Annotated in this window: 18 protein-coding genes; 13 read left to right on the top strand and 5 right to left on the bottom strand. The window is 42.7% G+C overall.

The genetic code is table 11. The features are described from left to right. Positions 1 to 164 precede the first annotated feature (164 nt). Both DESDI_RS10380 and rd read left to right on the top strand, forming a co-directional pair. On the top strand, positions 165 to 860 hold the full coding sequence (locus DESDI_RS10380; protein ID WP_015262572.1) for an HAD family hydrolase: 696 nt from the start codon (positions 165 to 167) through the stop codon (positions 858 to 860). Positions 861 to 1,459: 599 nt separating this feature from the next. Beyond that, positions 1,460 to 1,624 carry a rubredoxin gene (gene rd / locus DESDI_RS10370; RefSeq protein WP_015262570.1) on the top strand — a complete coding sequence of 55 codons (165 nt, stop codon included), beginning with the start codon at positions 1,460 to 1,462 and terminating at the stop codon, positions 1,622 to 1,624. A gap of 47 nt (positions 1,625 to 1,671) precedes the next feature. On the opposite strand, the gene DESDI_RS17325 is transcribed toward rd, so the two are convergent. Together DESDI_RS17325 and DESDI_RS10360 are read right to left on the bottom strand one after the other, a co-directional pair. Then, positions 1,672 to 2,046, bottom strand: coding sequence for a hypothetical protein (locus DESDI_RS17325; RefSeq protein WP_156801130.1), 375 nt, complete (start codon positions 2,044 to 2,046; stop codon positions 1,672 to 1,674). A gap of 80 nt (positions 2,047 to 2,126) precedes the next feature. Beyond that, the gene (locus DESDI_RS10360; protein WP_172635897.1) at positions 2,127 to 4,379 is read right to left on the bottom strand and encodes a DEAD/DEAH box helicase; all 2,253 of its coding nucleotides are present in this window, start codon (positions 4,377 to 4,379) and stop codon (positions 2,127 to 2,129) included. A 148-nt stretch (positions 4,380 to 4,527) separates the two neighbouring features. On the opposite strand from DESDI_RS10360, the gene DESDI_RS10355 reads away from it, so the two are divergent. Beyond that, a complete protein-coding gene (locus tag DESDI_RS10355; protein WP_015262567.1) occupies positions 4,528 to 5,397 on the top strand; it encodes a hypothetical protein in 870 nt (289 codons plus the stop codon). Here DESDI_RS10355 and DESDI_RS10350 read toward each other — a convergent pair. Together DESDI_RS10350 and DESDI_RS10345 are read right to left on the bottom strand one after the other, a co-directional pair. Continuing rightward, on the bottom strand, positions 5,380 to 6,054 hold the full coding sequence (locus DESDI_RS10350) for a Crp/Fnr family transcriptional regulator (RefSeq protein WP_015262566.1): 675 nt from the start codon (positions 6,052 to 6,054) through the stop codon (positions 5,380 to 5,382). The two genes, DESDI_RS10355 and DESDI_RS10350, sit on opposite strands and share 18 nt — an antisense overlap. A gap of 299 nt (positions 6,055 to 6,353) precedes the next feature. After that, positions 6,354 to 6,623 (bottom strand): late competence development ComFB family protein, encoded by a 270-nt coding sequence (locus DESDI_RS10345; protein WP_015262564.1) that lies wholly within the window; start codon positions 6,621 to 6,623, stop codon positions 6,354 to 6,356. A gap of 195 nt (positions 6,624 to 6,818) precedes the next feature. Between DESDI_RS10345 and DESDI_RS10340 the strand changes: the two genes are divergently transcribed. From DESDI_RS10340 to DESDI_RS10300, 9 genes are all read left to right on the top strand, one after another. Continuing rightward, the gene (locus tag DESDI_RS10340) at positions 6,819 to 7,802 is read left to right on the top strand and encodes an asparaginase (protein WP_015262563.1); all 984 of its coding nucleotides are present in this window, start codon (positions 6,819 to 6,821) and stop codon (positions 7,800 to 7,802) included. Positions 7,803 to 7,876: 74 nt separating this feature from the next. Further along, complete coding sequence (locus DESDI_RS10335) at positions 7,877 to 8,602, top strand: demethylmenaquinone methyltransferase (RefSeq protein WP_015262562.1); 726 nt, start codon at positions 7,877 to 7,879, stop codon at positions 8,600 to 8,602. A 21-nt stretch (positions 8,603 to 8,623) separates the two neighbouring features. Further along, complete coding sequence (locus DESDI_RS10330; RefSeq protein WP_015262561.1) at positions 8,624 to 9,013, top strand: thioesterase family protein; 390 nt, start codon at positions 8,624 to 8,626, stop codon at positions 9,011 to 9,013. 11 nt (positions 9,014 to 9,024) lie between these two features. Further along, positions 9,025 to 9,654, top strand: a complete 630-nt coding sequence (locus DESDI_RS10325; RefSeq protein ID WP_015262560.1) for a YigZ family protein — start codon at positions 9,025 to 9,027, stop codon at positions 9,652 to 9,654. Positions 9,655 to 10,192: 538 nt separating this feature from the next. After that, positions 10,193 to 11,587, top strand: a complete 1,395-nt coding sequence (locus DESDI_RS10320; RefSeq protein ID WP_015262559.1) for a transporter permease — start codon at positions 10,193 to 10,195, stop codon at positions 11,585 to 11,587. Between the two features lie 161 nt (positions 11,588 to 11,748). Further along, positions 11,749 to 12,669: an MFS transporter gene (locus tag DESDI_RS10315; RefSeq protein WP_242825389.1), complete on the top strand. Its 921-nt coding sequence runs from the start codon at positions 11,749 to 11,751 to the stop codon at positions 12,667 to 12,669. A gap of 4 nt (positions 12,670 to 12,673) precedes the next feature. Beyond that, on the top strand, positions 12,674 to 13,450 hold the full coding sequence (locus DESDI_RS10310; protein WP_015262557.1) for a PRC-barrel domain-containing protein: 777 nt from the start codon (positions 12,674 to 12,676) through the stop codon (positions 13,448 to 13,450). Between the two features lie 12 nt (positions 13,451 to 13,462). Then, the gene (locus tag DESDI_RS10305) at positions 13,463 to 14,593 is read left to right on the top strand and encodes a VanW family protein (protein ID WP_015262556.1); all 1,131 of its coding nucleotides are present in this window, start codon (positions 13,463 to 13,465) and stop codon (positions 14,591 to 14,593) included. Between the two features lie 179 nt (positions 14,594 to 14,772). Beyond that, the gene (locus tag DESDI_RS10300; RefSeq protein ID WP_015262555.1) at positions 14,773 to 15,831 is read left to right on the top strand and encodes an HD-GYP domain-containing protein; all 1,059 of its coding nucleotides are present in this window, start codon (positions 14,773 to 14,775) and stop codon (positions 15,829 to 15,831) included. On the opposite strand, the gene nth is transcribed toward DESDI_RS10300, so the two are convergent. Continuing rightward, complete coding sequence (gene nth, locus DESDI_RS10295; RefSeq protein WP_015262554.1) at positions 15,828 to 16,499, bottom strand: endonuclease III; 672 nt, start codon at positions 16,497 to 16,499, stop codon at positions 15,828 to 15,830. The genes DESDI_RS10300 and nth overlap by 4 nt on opposite strands. A 65-nt stretch (positions 16,500 to 16,564) precedes the next feature. On the opposite strand from nth, the gene DESDI_RS10290 reads away from it, so the two are divergent. Next, positions 16,565 to 17,320 (top strand): fumarylacetoacetate hydrolase family protein, encoded by a 756-nt coding sequence (locus tag DESDI_RS10290; RefSeq protein WP_015262553.1) that lies wholly within the window; start codon positions 16,565 to 16,567, stop codon positions 17,318 to 17,320. Positions 17,321 to 17,322 lie beyond the last annotated feature (2 nt).

Genomic DNA, 17,322 nt, shown 5'->3' with positions numbered 1-17,322 from the left:
TTGATAGATCAAAAGCACTGCTCAAAAGCAGTGCTTTTTGATCATTTGACTAGAAATATTTCCTTGTTTCTTTGTTTTTGTGGTAAAATATATATACAAAATATGGGGAGAAGTTGTGTCAGTGCAACTGCTCCCTCTTGACCTAAGGTGATCTAGGAGGAACTATGATTAAAGCAATTTTTTTTGACTTAGACGGAACCTTGACTTTGATGAACCAAGAGGAATTCATGAAGAACTATGTGGGGCTTTTAGCTCCTCGATTTAAGAGTCTTCTTTCACCTGAGAAATTCGCTAAGCAACTCAGCCGTTCTACTGAGGTTATGATTAAACAACCTCAAGAGGGAAAGACTAACTTGCAAGTGTTCATTGCCGATTTTACAAAAGGGACAGGTCTAACCTATAACACTTTATGGCCCATATTCGAGGCTTTTTATGCAACTGATTTTCCGGCGTTAAGTTACTTAGTTAAGATTAATCAGCATGGGAAAGAAGCCGTGACGAGTGCTCTAGAAGGAGGATATAAGGTTGCTATTGCTGCTAATCCAGTGATGCCACTGTTAGCCATCGAAGAGCGGATTCGTTGGGCGGGTTTAACACCGCAAATGTTTCAAGTGATTCCTTCTATTGAGTCTTTTCATTTTTGTAAACCCCACATTGGATTCTATAGGGAGTTAGCTCAGAATCTTGAACTGGACCCAAGTGAATGCTTAATGGTAGGTAACCATCCAGTAGAAGATTTAGTGGCCCAAGAAATCGGCATGAAAACCTTCTATGTTGGGGATACCATGGAAGGGATCAAAACAACATACACGGGGGATCTTGCTGACTTAGCACAGCGTATCATTGCGAGAGATCTTTAATCATGAAATGAGATCTTCCGGTATTTAGAAAAGGAGAGGGAATAGGTCGTGGGAGTTTTTGTGCAACAAGTATCCAGTAATAGCTGGAATCCTGTTGAATCACATAGTGTGCCGAGCCATTTGAGAGGATTGCTTTTGGAGTTTTTAAGTCGATATCGGGAACTCCAGAGCGCTAGACATCGGGAAGTGGCTTGGGTAATGGCTGTAATTTCCTTAGGCTTTTTATGTCTAGGGAGTGTGATGTTTCCTCCAACTATCGAACTCTCTTCTTTGTTGAGTATTCTCTCGTTTGTAGGATTTTTTCTTGCTCTGAAGCAATATCTAAAGGTGCGCAAGTTATCTGAGCATGTTTATATCAATGTTCATATACTCTATCACCATCTCTTAGGTAAACTGGAAGTAGGTTTTTGTGAGCACGAATCTCCTTGCCAATGTACGGAAAATTTCCGCAAGTACATGTGGAATCACTACAGGATTTCGTTTTATGGAAACTCAATCTAGGCAACCTATATATGAGATGATAATATAGAGTATGGACATAATATAAAGGTAACTTCTAAAGATTTATGTCACGAATTAAATGAGAAGGGATGAATAATATGAAAAAGTATGTATGCACTATTTGTCAGTATGTATATGATCCAGCAGTAGGAGACCCGGATTCCGGTGTTGCACCTGGTACAGCTTTCGAGGATATTCCTGAGGATTGGGTTTGCCCAACTTGCGGAGTAAGCAAAGACCAGTTTGAAGTCGTTGAAGAATAATACATAAACCAAAGATGAACTCATGTAAGTGAGTTCATCTTTGGTTTTTAACTTATGGTGTCTGAAGGAAGTTCATCAGTTGATTCTAGCTCACCGGTGTTTCTAAACAAGGACATATCCATGCCGGTTTGTACAGGTTCATACCCAGCACTATCTGTTGCCATAGTCATGGTTGCATTCTGGTCGACTTGTGTTTCATAGCTGTGCATAGACATGGGGTATCCGGGCGTAGTAGTGTTTTGGAATCCATTGTCCACCCCAGAGTACATGGCCGGATTAGCTTGGGTCCCAGTGTTTTTTCCCATATTGAGATGAATTTGCACGGGGACGGGCGCGGCTAGAAGAATATCTTTCTCTTTGTACCCCATGGCAACAAGCTCAAGGTACCTCTGCTGTGCCTCTTGCTCACTAAAAAGCTCCATTTCCTTTTTTAAACAAACCACATATTCCAAGTACATCACCTCAAGACAATTATGAGCATTTCTTGGAATAGTTATGCATGTTAAAGGGCTAATACTGACGCTTCATCACGATCAAGTTTATCCATACAAACTTTCAAACGCTGAAGCAATGCCGGTTCCTTGACGGCATCCCGCATTTGACGGAGTAAGTCAATAGTGCGACGAATAACGGAGATGATATCCCCTTCATCCAGATTGGATAGTCGCTGTACCTCCGGAAAAGAAAGACCTTGACTCCATGAGTAGACAATGACCGATACCCTTGGATCATAGCGTACTGAATCTGTGCCACAGACGCTTTGAATATAACTGGATAGTTCTTGGACGGGTGTCCAATCTAAGACGGGTAACCTTTGGAAATAATCATTTTTACGAGCCTCAAAATCAATAGCTGAAAGCAAAGCATTTAATTGGTCGTCGTTCAAGGTATCGAATACATCAGAAAAAATTAACTCCGTGACTAATAATTCCTGGACGTAGATATGGCACGCGCATTCTCCGCGGGGGAGTAACTCGTCATCACGGATATATCCCAGCTGAATCAATTGATTCTTTTTATATTGGAATTCATTAAAGAAATAGTCTTGGCCGGGTAAGGCCTTCAGCTCTTTACGGATATCGACCATGCTTTGCTGCAATTTTCGGCGCTGTTTATTTTCTTTCTCGCAAAGATCTAATTTTGAGTTAGGACATTTTTGCGGGACATGGGATAATAGCTTTTCCCAATTTTTTATTTTGCGGGCCATCTCTCGTCCGTAGACTCGATTTTGGCGCCGTGGTCCTAAAGCGTGATAGGATCGCTTAAGACGGTCTAATTCTGTCTTTTTCGGGAGGTATTTGACGGGACAGGTATAGCTGTCAGCATGTTTACAGACATGTTCGCCTTTCTTGCCAAACTCCTCCTCCAGTTGAGCTAGCTCAGCAACCAGATAGCCGTGGGTCTGTAGATTACTGTGAGCGGCAAAGCTTTTCTGAAAATAGATTTGGATTTGCTCAAGTGTAAGGGTAAGTTGAAGATTCAAGACCGTGTTAAAGCTTAATTTAAACTGACTGGTAAGCGGTTCTAAACGGTCCATATTGAAGCGGGGAGGGGGGCTTTTTTCCATATAATTTAGATCTACTAAAGCAAAGGAATAACCGCGCTCATCTAATCCCCGACGGCCCGCCCGCCCGGACATTTGAAAAAATTCGTGATTAGCCAAGGAGCGAAAGTTACGACCATCGAATTTATTAAGGCTATCGAAACAAACAGAACGAACCGGGTAATTGATTCCCACACTGAAAGTTTCAGTACAATAAAGGACATGAATAAGACGTTTAAGGAAAAGCTCCTCAACCAGGACTTTTTGCGAGGGTATAAGCCCCGCATGGTGAAAGGCAATACCTTTGACGGCAAGCCGTCGTAGCAATCGAGTGGAGGCTGACCATTCTTCTTCCGGGCCAAAATGATCTAGAAAAGCATCCTCTACTTGATTTCTTTCTTCAGGCTTTAAATAATTGGTTAAAATGGCCAATTCCGAGGCCTTATCAGCACACTGTTTGCGACTGAAAACAAAGTAGAGAGCGGGCAGATAGTGTTTTTGAATGACTTTTATTAAATCAATATGACTGGTTGGGGCAAACAAACTACCTTCTTGAGGCTCGGCGGATTTAATTCTTTGGCGATAATACTTCCAGAGTTTATCATAGGTGATTAGACCGGTATCCTTAGAAAAATAATAGTACTCTAAAGGAACAATGCGACGATGTTCCTCAATCAAAGCGACATCCTCTTGGCGAATGGTTCCTATCCACTCTACCAGTTGATGAGCATTGGCAATGGTAGCACTCAAGCCCAATAGCTTCATGTGAGACGGAGCTAAAATAATGGACTCTTCCCAGACAGTACCTCGCTCCTCATCGTTAAGCCAATGAATCTCATCGAAAATGATGTAGGACACGGATTGTAAGGTAGGGTCGTTCGTAATCACTTGATTTCTAAAAATCTCAGTTGTCATAATAAGTAAAGGAGCTTCCGAATTGAGTACTACATCACCGGTAAGAATACCGACATTTTCAACCCCAAATAGTGCTTTATAATCCTTAAACTTTTGGTTGCTTAGTGCTTTAATAGGTGCGGTGTAAATAATTCGTCGTCCTTCGGACATGACTTTTTCGACTAAATAATCGGCAACTAGAGTTTTTCCTGTTCCTGTGGGAGCAGCGACGATCACGGATTTTCCGGCATCAATGGCATCTAAGGCTTCTTCTTGAAACAAATCTAAGGTTAAGCCGTGATATTTGCGTTCAGTCATGAAAATCATCTCATTTCTTCCGGAGTTTTACTTATTTTAACAAACCCAACTCCAAGGGTCAAATTATGCAAGGTTCTACAAAAATTATGGCATGAGGAAGCCACAAAGGCCATATGATGAAACAAGAACTGGCCAAGGGGGAGTCTAAATGTCATTGCGCCTAGAGGCCGAAGAAGCTATGGGGCTTCGCTTTCCGGAAAGAAATGGAGAAGCGGTGATACGCTTTGATGAAACTATGGAGGTACCCCATGGTGCCGAAACGCTCATGCGGGGACTTTACCGCAATCCAGAGGAAATCAAAAAAGGATTTAAAACCCTCCATCAGGAAACGGCTACTCTGCTGGAGATCATTTTGCCTCGGCGAGCTCGTATAAGAGAATGGCTGGAGGAGCTGCCCGAGCAGCCGAAAGAAGCAGAATCCTTCCTCCGCGAAACTTCCCAAAAAATTCAACAACAGGACCGAAAAGTATCTCACATGGAAAATGAATTGATATCCAAATTAGCGGAGTCAGGCATGGACGACCTTTTTCCTCTACCCTTATCCGTGTTTGCTCAGATTTCATATTCTGAACCCTGTGCTAAGATTTTTCTGCGTCCCTTAGGAAGGCTCGCCGAGATTTTAAAATTGAATCCAGAGATTGTGCGACAAGTCGTGCGTATTCATCTACTCTATAGTTTGTTGATTATTGGCGGTCAGGATTTAGATGGTCAACCCTTTAGTCGAGGAAATGAAGATTCGACTTTAATAGGTATTGCCTCCTTTTTTGCTCTGAAACATATGAAGAAAGCAAACCCGGAGTACCAGCTCTGTTATACGGAATGGGTGAAGGCCTGGGGCGGAAAAAGTTATCTTCGCCTGTTACCACAAGAAAGCAGTATAGAAAAAGTAAGAGCCGCCATGGTTTTTTGGCGGCGTAATCCCGAATTGTCTTGGGAAGATGCTTGGAACGGTCTTCGTTCCTTAGATATGGAGATATCAACAGGCCCTCGCCCACTTGCCTCATGGCCAATCCGCTAATTCATGAGGGCGCAGAATTTCAATACGATCCTCATTTTGGCGGATAATATCGGATTTCTTCCATTGATTAAGAGTGCGATTAACCAATTCCCTTGAAGTACCAATCATACTGGCTAAGTCCTTGTTAGTAAGTGTGGCATCGTAGTAAATGGGTTGTCCGAGGGCAGTAGCTGGCTTGGCTAGGCGGAGTAAGAGCATTGCCAAAATCCCTGCCGTAGAACGGCTCGTCAAAACGCGGATGAACTCTTGATTCATTCGTAAACGCATATTGAGCTTGCGAATGAGTGCTACTGCTAAATGAGGATGACTTTCTAAAATCCCAACCACCCCTTGATTGGGCAACACCAGAAGTGTACTATCTTTCAGTGCCTCTGCAGTCGCTGGATAGGAACCGGGTTCAACCAAGAGTATATCTGCGAGGCTGTCGCTGGGACCGCACCAATCAAGAATTTGTTCATCACCATTAGGCAAGGTCTTGCTGAGCTTTACTTGACCTTCGAGGATAAAATAAACCTCTGAGCCGATTTCTCCTTCAATAAAGAGAACTTGCCCTTTGCGATATTTCCGGGTTTTGAAAAGAGGCAAAATAGGTGCTAAATCTTCATCAGGTAGGGCTGTGAATAGACTAAAACGTCTAAGTGTTTTTGGATCGAGCAAAACAATACCTCACTTTACACGAGTTGAGAAGATGATATCTCACATGCAGATAGGAAAAGGAATATAAATAGTAGAGACCATTTCATGGCGAGTAAGTGCAATTTTTTAATTTGGTGCAATTAGAGTAGAAATTAAGTAATGAGAGACTAAAAGGAGAGCAGGATGGAAAAAGTAGAGAGCGTTCCAATTAAAGTACAGTTTACAGTGAACTCACCTTTTAAAGTCGCGGCATTAATCATTCAATTTTTGGTTATAATCTTAATCATCATTAGCAGTTAGTCTAGATGTACAGCTTCGGATTAGGAGTGTGAGGGTGTTTCTGCCACGCGCTGGGCAGCATTAACAATAGCGGAAATAACTCGAGCTTTATCTGGCAGGGAATCTGCCTCCCATTGGGTCAATATTTCTCCACGGAGAGAAACATAGTATCTGCTGGGTAACTGGTTTAAGGAAAGAGCTTTAATATCGGCTTGACAAAGCTCACAAGCGCAGGGTAATTGATATTTTTCCATATACTCTTTGAGAACATGTTGTACCACACTTTCGGTGTGGTTTTTTAATTCATACATCGCTCTGCCTCCTCTAGAGTTACTATCCTACCTTCATAATAGTGGGAATTCGTTGGTTGTACAAGAGAATTTATTATAATCATATAAGCTATCTTGAAATTTGCTTTTTCTGAGGAGGAAATAATATTAAAATGAATGTATACTTATTTTTGGTGGAAAAACATCACTGGGCGTAGAGAAAAGTGAGGGAAAGAAATGAAAAAGGTTAAACTGATAGCCACCGGTGGTACGATAGCCATGCTCAAGGATCCAGGTGGCAAAACAGTACCAGCCGTTACTGGACACGATTTATTAGAAAGCATACCCGAGCTACAAAAAGACGCCTCATGGGATGTGGTTGAATTTAGTAATGTAGCCAGCTGTAATTTTGATCCGGAGCGGATGCTCCAATTGGCAAAGGTAGTCAATGAATCCTTTGCTGATCCGGATTGCAAAGGGATCATTATTACTCATGGAACCGATACCTTAGAGGAGACAGCTTATTTCTTGGATCTTACAGTTAAAGATACACGACCGGTTATCCTCACGGCGTCTCAGAGAGATGCTTCAGAGCGGGACTCAGATGGACCTCGAAATTTACATAATTCCCTGAGGATTGCCTTAGATTCCCGTGCCAAAGAACGAGGAGTATTGATTGCTTTAAATGAAGAAATCCATGCGGCAAGGGATGTCAGAAAACTACATACCAGCCATGTGGACGCCTTTAGTTCGGGAGAATTAGGTTCTCTCGGTAGCATTGACAACGAAGATGTACTGTGGCACCGTAAACCCGAGCCCTCTGTAAAATTCGACCTTCCTCCATCCTTGGCGAAGGTGATTATTTGTAAGGCATTCACTGGTATGAACGATAGGCTGTTAGATTGTATGGTGGATTCTCAAGTCGAGGGAGTAGTAATCGAGGCCTTCGGCAGAGGAAATCTTCCTCCGGAAGTGGTTCCGGCACTCAAAAGAATCACCGCCCGCAATATACCCACAGTCGTGACCTCCCGTTGTTTGTTTGGACGTACTGCCCCCATCTATGGTTATCCTGGTGGTGGAGCCAATCTTCAAGAGCATGGTGCCTTATTTGCCGGAGACCTTTCTACGGAGAAAGTGCGTTTGCTTCTCAGCATCGCCCTGAGGTCCGGAATCACTTTGGATCACCTGCGTGAAATTCTAAGTAGCGGTGGGGTAAAGTAGACAAGCAAAGAATAATCCATTACAATCCTAATTGAGGAATGTTATGGAGGTCTAGAAAGTGAGGATTTTGATCGATGGATTTTTCCGGTAAAGATAAAGCAACCTATGTTCAAGAAACATTTAACTCGATTGCCAAGCGTTATGATCTGATGAATAGCTTGATGAGTTTTGGTTTAGATAAAGGATGGCGAAGAAAAGCAGTTCAAACTGTTGAAGCAAAACCTGGCATGAAGATGGTTGATATCTGTTGTGGGACAGCACAGCTCTCTTTAGAATTAGCCATGACGGTTGGAGAGCAGGGACATGTAACAGGATTAGATTTCTCAGAAAATATGCTAGGTAAAGCCAAGGAGAATTTGGCGACCTCTCCTTATCGGGCAATCATTGAGCTTAGGCAAGGAGATGCCATGAACCTGCCCTTTGCGGATAACTCCTTTGACGGAGCGACCGTGGGCTGGGGGCTTAGAAATCTACCCGATTTGGAAAGAGGAGTTCGGGAGATGGTCCGTGTCGTTAAGCCGGGCTGTATGGTTGTCTCTTTAGACATGGCTAAGCCGACAATGCCAGGTTTTAAGCAGGGCTATTGGCTCTATTTTAATAAACTAGTCCCTTTGATGGGGAAAATCTGGGCCGGGAAAGGAAAGGCTTACCAGTATCTTCATGACTCAGCAGTAGAATTTCCCGCTCAACAAGAACTAGCAAGAATTTTTGCCCGTTGCGGTTTAACGGATAGTCGTTATATTGATCTTGCCGGTGGGGTTGTGGCGATCGTCTGTGGTCGCAAGCCTAAGAATAATTGATGAAAGACATGGGGTGATTAGATGGGAGAATTAACTCTTGGAGCAAAAGGAAGGGCAGAAAAACTGGTTGATCAGACCAACACTGCAAAAACAATGGGAAGTGGATCCTTAGATGTATTTGCTACACCCTCTTTAGTCGCTATGATGGAGGAAGCAGCTGTAGGTGCGTTAGCGTTAGAGGACGGACAAAGCAGTGTAGGTGTCTCAATCGAAATTAAGCATACAGCGGCAACACCTCTCGGCATGAAAGTCTGGGCTGTAGCTGAGCTGCTTGAGATTGACCGTCGCCGTTTAGTCTTTAAACTTGAAGCCTTCGATGAAAAAGAACTTATTGGAACAGGCGTTCATGAACGATTTTTAATCGATGCTGAAAAATTTATGAAGAAGACACTGTCAAAACGTAGTGAATAGGAGTAATGACTGTGGAAAGCTATGTTACCGTGTTAAACGCTTCAACATGGGAGCAAGTCATCGATAAATCGCGTTTTATTGGCATTGTTTTTTCTGTCACCGACACGGAGGAAGTTGAGCAAAGACTTCGGGAAGTTCGGAAGGATTACCCGAATGCTCGACATTATGTCTATGCTTATCGACTCTACCAAGGCCAATTGGAGAAGTCCACAGATGATGGAGAGCCACAAGGAACAGGCGGAAGACCTGTCCTCGATGTTCTTCAATATCGTCAGTTATGGGATGTCCTTTTGGTGGTTATTCGTTATTTTGGGGGGATTCTTCTCGGTACGGGTGGGCTAAGCCGCGCCTATGGTGGCACTGCACGTCAGTTGATGGATCAAGCACCCTTAGGGAGGTTGGTTCCTCATCAGATTTATGAAATCGAAGCTGGTTATGAGTGGTATGAGCCGTTAAAATATTGGTTAAAGCAGTATTCTTGGGCAACCCGTAATGAGGAATTCCTAGCGACTGTGAAATTTCAAGTATATATTCCTTCGGCAGTAAAACAGCAGTTCTTAGACTGGTTAGCCGATTTTACTGAACGAAAAGTGGTTCCACGGGAGATAGAAATGACTTTGTGTGCTGAACAAGTAGAATAGGATGAAAGACCTTGCTCTTGCAGGGTCTTTTTCAGTTAAAAGGGAAATAATAGTTGGCAAAAAAGTCAGAGTATTTTTAATTTAAGAAAATAAGAACTTTCACTTGCATTTGCCTTTGTTTTCACATATAATATGATTAAGATTAGTGAAAGATATTACTTGAATTGATATATAGCATCATGTCACTACTTATATACTAGGACGAAGGAGGTAGATGTTATGTTAGCTTGGATCGCAATGATTATTCTGGGGACTTTTTTAGTAAGTTGCGGAATCGCTGTGTGCGCTTCATGTCGCCAAATCTTCTCGGTTAGCTTCAATTCTTTTAACACTCCTAAAGGAACAAGAAGTAATGCCACAAGACCTTCCCACGCGTAGGTATTTGGTAAATTAGAGATTCAGGGGCTGCTCATTATGGGCAGTCTTTTTTTATGCTTTCATTCTCTTTTATCACAACTGTGCTGCCGGGGGTTAAGGTTATTCTTATGTATACTTCCATGATTGAAGTGGCAGATTAAGGGGAATGAGGGGGATAATCATGTTTAGTATAGCGCATTGGGTGTTTCTTTTCTTTATCCTGATTATTGTAATTGCTTTGTTCTTCCGTAAGCTACCCTTATTGCCTGCCACAATCGGCTTATTTGGAGTGGGAATAGCCCAAAGTGGCAATGGTATTGAAGCGGTGCAGATTTCGTTCAGAGCAATAATCCTTGCTACGGATAATCTACTCGGAGTTATCGTACTGATTGGTCTCATCGTCGCGCTAACAAAGTTGCTCCGAGAGTCGGGAGCGGATCAAATCTTAGTTCGTCCCTTGATGAGAATTAGAACCATCAGTGCAGCTTATTGGTCAATAGGGTTAGCCATGTGGGTATTAACTCTATTGATTTGGCCTACTCCCGCCTTGACCCTTCTAGGAGCAGCAGTTATACCTGCTTTAGGGCGGGCGGGAATCCATCCCATCCCTCTTGCGGTAAGTTTGGCGGTTTTTGGGAAGGGCATAGGATTATCGGGGGATTTCGTAATCCAAGGTGCCCCTTCATTAATGAGCAAGGCTACAGGGATTCCTATTTCGGTGATTCTCTCGGCCTCTTTCCCAGTGGTTATCTTGAGCGGTAGTTGTGGTTCTTTCATTGGTTATATGGCCCTGAAGCTTTTTCTAAATAAGGAAGAATTGCCAGAGAAACTAATGAATTCCGGGCAGAGAGGCAATCAAGGAATAGAAAGAACGGAAAAAAAGGTCGCCCAGCAGGGCTCATCCCCCGAGAGAAATCAGTGGATAGCAGGAATCATAGGTTTAAGCTATTTAGGCACTGTAACTATCATTCTGATGTATAAAATCCGTGGCGATGAAGCTAGTGGATTAATTGGTGGAGTGACCTTGTTGATCCTTTGTATTTGTACAGTTCTTACTGAAAGGAAAAGAGCTCTTGCTCAATTTATTGTTTACGTCAAGGATGGAATGCGTTATGCTATGGGAGTATTTACACCCATAGTCATGATGTCCAGCTTCTTTTTTATGGGAACGATGGCCGGTTATGAGCAGATTTTTCTGTTGGATGGACCTGGCTATTTTTATGATTACTCAATCCTTCTTTCTGAAATAATTCCGCTTACGAAATGGACGGTATCAGGGCTCATTGTATTCATTGCCATTCTCGGTTCCTTGGATGGCTCTGGATTCTCGTGCTTACCTTTAGTGGGGGGGATTGCGATTGCCCTGAGCCAAGTTTCTCAATTACCGGCGGTCCCTTTAGCGGTTTTGGGCCAGGTGGTCGGAATTTGGACCGGAGCAGCTTTAATTCCATGGGGATTTGTAGCTGTAACCTCTGCTGTGGCAGGGATTGAGGTCCACCAGTTAATGAAATACACCATACCTGCTTACTTAGCAGCGGTATGTTGTGCTTTTGGGTGGACATTACTACAGCTATGATACGGTAATTAATAGAAAGAGAAGGAGAAACTTGGTTTGTGTCGAATATACGAGATAGTCGAAGATAATAAGGGGGGGAGCGAAAGATTTCGTTATATTGGATAACTGTAATGATAGTCAGTGCTCCTTTTATATTTATAGTACTTCGGATAGCTGATCGATTGAATTTGAAGAAGATCGAGGTTTTATCGGCGTCCTTGTTAATTGTTTTATTTGCCCAAATTTTCCCTTATGCACTACGCCATGGAAGAATTTTGCTTTGGATTTTAGGCGTTGGTGGGTTCCTGCTTTTAGCCATAGTAATCATGGTTGCTAGGAATCGGGAAAGGGTCATCAATGAAGAGGATACCTATTCGGATCAACCAGAAGTCATTGATTTAAAGGGATCGGAAGAAGCACAAATCGTGACAGATTCTACGGTAGTACTCATAGAGGTTCAGCAACAGATGGATTTAGAGGCAGAGGTTGCAGAGGATGATGATTCCAAAGCGGAGCTTATTGTAGAAGATCTTGCCGATGCTGCGAATTATAAAGAATTTAAGGATTCTAAGGAACCAACTGAGTCAATTGAAGCAACTGAAGCGCCTGAACTACCCGTAGAACCTGAATTAATTGAGGTAATTGAGCTTGAGCAGGATAATGAGCCTCTAGAACCGATTGATGCAGGATTCTACGAGGAACCTAATGGTTTTGAGACAGTGTTATTGAGCGAGGAGACTGAAAGCAACGCGTCCTCATCGTCATTGATTACTTCGTTCAGGCAGACTGAAGAATTCGGTTTAGAGTACCTTATTGATCGTGGGTTCCAGGCGAAGGAACAGGGACGCTTTCACCTTGCTGCTGAATGGTTTATTTTGGCCTTAGAACAAAAGCCATCTTATGACATTGCTTATTACTTAATTATGGAAATTTGTGAACACTGGAAAAATGGTTCCTCAATTTATGATGCGTTGGATAAGGTCACTCCTTATCTCAATGAATATATTCAAAATGCACCTCCGGAGTGGGGTATTAAACTCGTGGAATGGCTAGAAGTGGAAAACCTACCTGTTCCAAGGGAGATTTTAGGAAGGAATGATTAATGAGATGAAGGCAAGTGCAGAAATCAAAGGTTTGCGTATTATTAGCATATCAGAAGGAACACAAGTGGGAGTGGTAAAAGACTATATTCTTAATCCTCAAAAGGGAAGCTTAGATTTTTTTGTGGTGGATCAACCCACAGATTATTTTGGAGCTAAAGTGATTTCCTTCGCTGATATTATTGGATTAGGAGAGTTTGCTTTGACCGTTCCTAACCCGGATGTGATTCAAAGTGTGGCTAATAGCAATGAAGCGCAAGAATTGATTCAACAAGGTGTTCAGGTTATAGGAACGAAAGTATTGACAAAAAAAGGTGCATTGATTGGGGAAGTTAAAGAGATTCTCATCGACGAACAGACCGGAAAGATTGCTCAGTGCGTAATTACGGACAATAATGGCGATGGGCATCAAGTTAATGGGGAACAAATCATTACTTATGGTAAAGAGCTCCTGATTATTGAAGTGGATCCTCGGGAATCTGTAACTGAAGTTGTTAGTCAAGCTGTAAGCGGTAGAATTGAAGTGGTAGAACCAAAGGTTAGCGAAGCTCCTCTAGTAGCTGCCGAAGAAGGTTCAGCAAGTCAACAAAATGAAGCTCCAGAGTTCAATCTCTTTGAGCAACGTCAACTGCAATATTTTGTTGGTAAGACTGTAGTTCAAGATGTTGAATTGGATAATGGCGAAATATTACATGCAGGTGAGCCGATGACAGAAACTACAATTCGTCAGATTACTACACGAAGCAAGCTAATGGAAATCACTTCTTTACTTCATAAGAACTAAGTTGGCTGAACTATGTTAAGAAGGAAAACATGGGGGCTTCTTTTTGCTATCCTACTTGGTCAGCTCCTCATTTCCATTCTGGCTGGAGCTTCTGTTACCTATGGGGCTGGTTATGCCAAGGCACCTGATGGACTGGTTATCTGGGGTAAAGATATTAGTGGAATGGTTCAAGAAGAAGCGTATGAAGTGCTTATTGAGGAGATTCCTAAGGCCGTGATCCACGATCAAACTATTTACCCATTAGTGCTTACCCAAACCTATCAAAATCTGCACGATTATCTGACAAGTCAATTCACAATTTCAACGGGTAACTTCATCACGGATTCCTTAGAATATTTGCGCAGAATGTCTTTTTCATCTCCATCACCCCAAAAACTTTATGATGAAGAGATTGTTTCCCAATTGAAAACAATTGCCCAAAGCATAGATCAAGAGGGAAAGGCTTCTCGAGTTTATTATGGAGATGGTTCAGTAGTATTAGATAGGGGTAGCGCCGGAGTGCTCGTTAATGTTGAAAGATCATGGGAACAATTACTACAAAGCGACGGTTTAGAGGCGGTACCGTTAATCACCGAGGTTATAGAGATTCATCCTACAACTGCGGAGTTGGCGAAAGTAAAGAGCCCTTTAGGTGATTATACGACTTATTTTGACCCTTATTTTTATGAGCGTGTAAATAATGTCCAGCTTGCGGCTGAGGCAATCAATGGGCTCCTCCTTCCCCCTGGTGAAGAGTTCTCTTTTAATGATGTAGTGGGAAAACGGGATCCCGAGCGCGGATATTTACCAGCTTATGTTTTTTTGGGCAATCAAGTCGGTATCGATGATGGTGGGGGGATCTGTCAGGATTCTACAACCCTATATCAGGCGGTCAAACAGGCTAATCTACAGATTTTAGAAAGACATACTCATTCATTACCAGTTTCCTATGTCCCTCTACAAGAGGATGCTACTGTTGCTTATGGAGTACTAGATTTTCGTTTCCGTAATTCGACGCAAAGTTATTTGCTGATAAGTGCTACTACAGGTAAGAACTGGATTAGAGTGAGGGTCTTTGGTCAATCTGATTCAAGACATCCTTTACTTCAAGAACCCGATGGCTATCCAGTAAAACCGGAAGATTGGTTAAGTGATCCTAAATAGTTAAAAGCCGCCCATTGAGCGGCTTTTAGTTTTCGTATGCCCTTTTCCGGCACCACTGATGAATGGGAAAACTTGTTGATAATAAATTTTGTTGTAGATAGGACTAAAGAGGGATTTTAAAAGAAACTTTAATAGTGTAGGATAAATAATAATAAGTTTTTTCAAAAGGGGGGGGCTTGGTGCGTCAAGTCAGTGTGAATACCCTAAAAATCGGTGATGTATTGGGGAAAACTATATATTCGAGCAACGGGCGGGTTTTACTTGGAAAAGGGGTTAAACTCACACCTCTCTATATTAGTAAAATGAGAGACATGGGAATCACCATAGTTTATATTGAGGATGATCGTTTTGAAGACGTTGTCCCGGAAGATATAATCGATGAAGATAATCGCCGGCAAGCTATTGAAATTATCGAGCAGGCATCTCAAGCTATCCGAGTGGGAAAGGATATCGATGATTTTCATTTGCGCAACATGGTGAGTAAAATCGTGGAAGAAATCATGTTTAAAAAAGACATCCTAGTCAATATGATGGATATTCGTAGTAAGGATAATCATACCTTTGCGCACTCCGTGAATGTTTGTGTCCTTGCTACTGTTTTGGGCAAGGTTATGCTTTTGGATAAAGAAAAATTGGAAACCCTCGCGATTGGTGCCCTTCTTCATGACATCGGTATGGTACACCTTCCACAAAGTCTCCTTGAGAAGCATGATTCTCTGACAGAAGAAGAAGAGGAGCTGGTGAAGACCCATACGAAACTCGGCTTTGAAGAGCTTCGCAAGCGTAAGGACCTCAATCTTGTTGTTGCCCATATTGCCTTTCAGCACCATGAATATATTGATGGAACCGGTTATCCCCGCCAGCTTAGAGGAGATGAAATCCATCCTCTTGCTCAAATCGTAGCTATTGCCAACCTCTATGATAAATTGACCTCCGATCATAGCGGCATGGAGAGAATTATGCCTCACGAAGGGTGTGAAGTTCTCATGGGCCTTGTGGGTAAAGCCTTCCCCTTAGAGCCTGTGCGCTTGTTTCTTCGCAATATTGCAGCTTATCCCTCGGGGAGTACAGTTCGTTTGAACACCGGGGAGATTGGGGTAGTGGTTAACCAAAATCCCAGTATTCCAGCACGACCGGTGGTTCGCGTGTTTGATGATATGAAGTTTGAGGTAGGACAGGCCAAAGAATATAATATGGTTGAGAAGAGAACCATCTTTATTACCGAGGTGTTAAGCTAATTTGGTATTGGGACCGGGATGGATGAGCTTGGACACAAAGTAGTCAAGGGACAATCTTGGCATTTGGGATTTCGGGCGGCACAGATTCTGCGGCCATGCCAAATAAGCCAATGATGAGCTTGAATCCACTGAGAACGGGGAATCAGGCTCTTCAGCTGTTTCTCAATGAGATCGGGATTTGTGCCAGAGGCTAATCCCAAGCGATTAGAGACGCGGAGAACATGGGTGTCCACAGCCAAAGCGGGTATATTAAAGGCATTACTTAATACCACATTGGCTGTTTTTCTGCCCACTCCGGGCAATTGAGTCAGAGCGTCCATCTGATCGGGAACCCTACTTCCATAGTCCTCTACTAAAATACGGCAGGTAGAGAGGATGTTTTTGGCTTTATTATGGTAGAGTCCTAGTTCTTTGATGGCGTTTTCCATCTCGTACAGAGTCAAGGTCAAAAAGTCTTCAGGAGTTTTGTGTTTCAGGAAGAGCTTTTCAGTCACTTGGTTCACTTTTTTATCCGTAGCCTGAGCACTGAGCATGGTGGCGATAAGCAGCTCAAATGGGCTGGAAAAGTTAAGTTCACAATGGGCATCAGGGTAAGTCTTTCCCAAAAGGATCAGAATAGACTCCACTCTTTGCGGGGCGGTTAATAGTTCGGAATCGTCTTTGCTCATAATAACCTCCAGAAGTTATAATATTAGTAGTTATCGAAAGTAATTTTGGGGAAGGGAGAGATTTAATGAGATACTTAAGGTTTTCTTATGAGGGGAAAATACTATTCGGCCAAGTCGAGGGTGAAAGTATCAATGTTCTTGACCGATCATATTTAGAAGATGGTTGCCAGAAAACCGGACAAATCATTTCCTTGGCAGGGGTGCGTCTCTTAGCACCGGTACAGCCGAGTAAAATTGTTTGCATCGGCTTAAACTATGCCAAGCACATCGTGGAGTTAGGACATACTCGCCATGATGACCCCGTGATTTTCCTTAAACCCTCGACAGCATTGATCGGCCCAGAAGATGTGATTGATTATCCGGATATGAGCCAACAAGTTGAATATGAGGCTGAGCTTGTGGTAGTCATGGGGAAAACCGCCAAGAATATCTCGGTAGACCAGGCGCCGGATTATATCTTTGGTTATACCTGTGGAAATGATGTCACGGCAAGAGATTTACAAAAGAAGGATGGTCAATGGACCCGCTGTAAAGGTTTCGATACCTTTTGTCCCATCGGTCCGTGGATTGTTCCAGAACTTGATTATAATAACTTGAACATCCGTTCTTTACTGAATGGTGAAGTGAGGCAGTCTTCCAATACTCGAAATTTACTTAGTTCTGTTCCCGAGTTAATCAGCTATATTTCACAGATCATGACACTGAACCCCGGAGACCTTATTATGACCGGTACTCCGGAAGGAGTTGGCCCCATGAAAGCTGGCGATGTCATCACCGTTGAGATCGAAGGCATCGGCAAGCTAGAGAATAAGGTCAGTTAGAA

It is taken from the genome of Desulfitobacterium dichloroeliminans LMG P-21439 (assembly GCF_000243135.2).
Lineage (GTDB): Bacteria > Bacillota > Desulfitobacteriia > Desulfitobacteriales > Desulfitobacteriaceae > Desulfitobacterium > Desulfitobacterium dichloroeliminans.
Note: the sequence above shows the minus strand (reverse complement) of the source record. Positions and strands in the feature narration are given on the sequence as shown.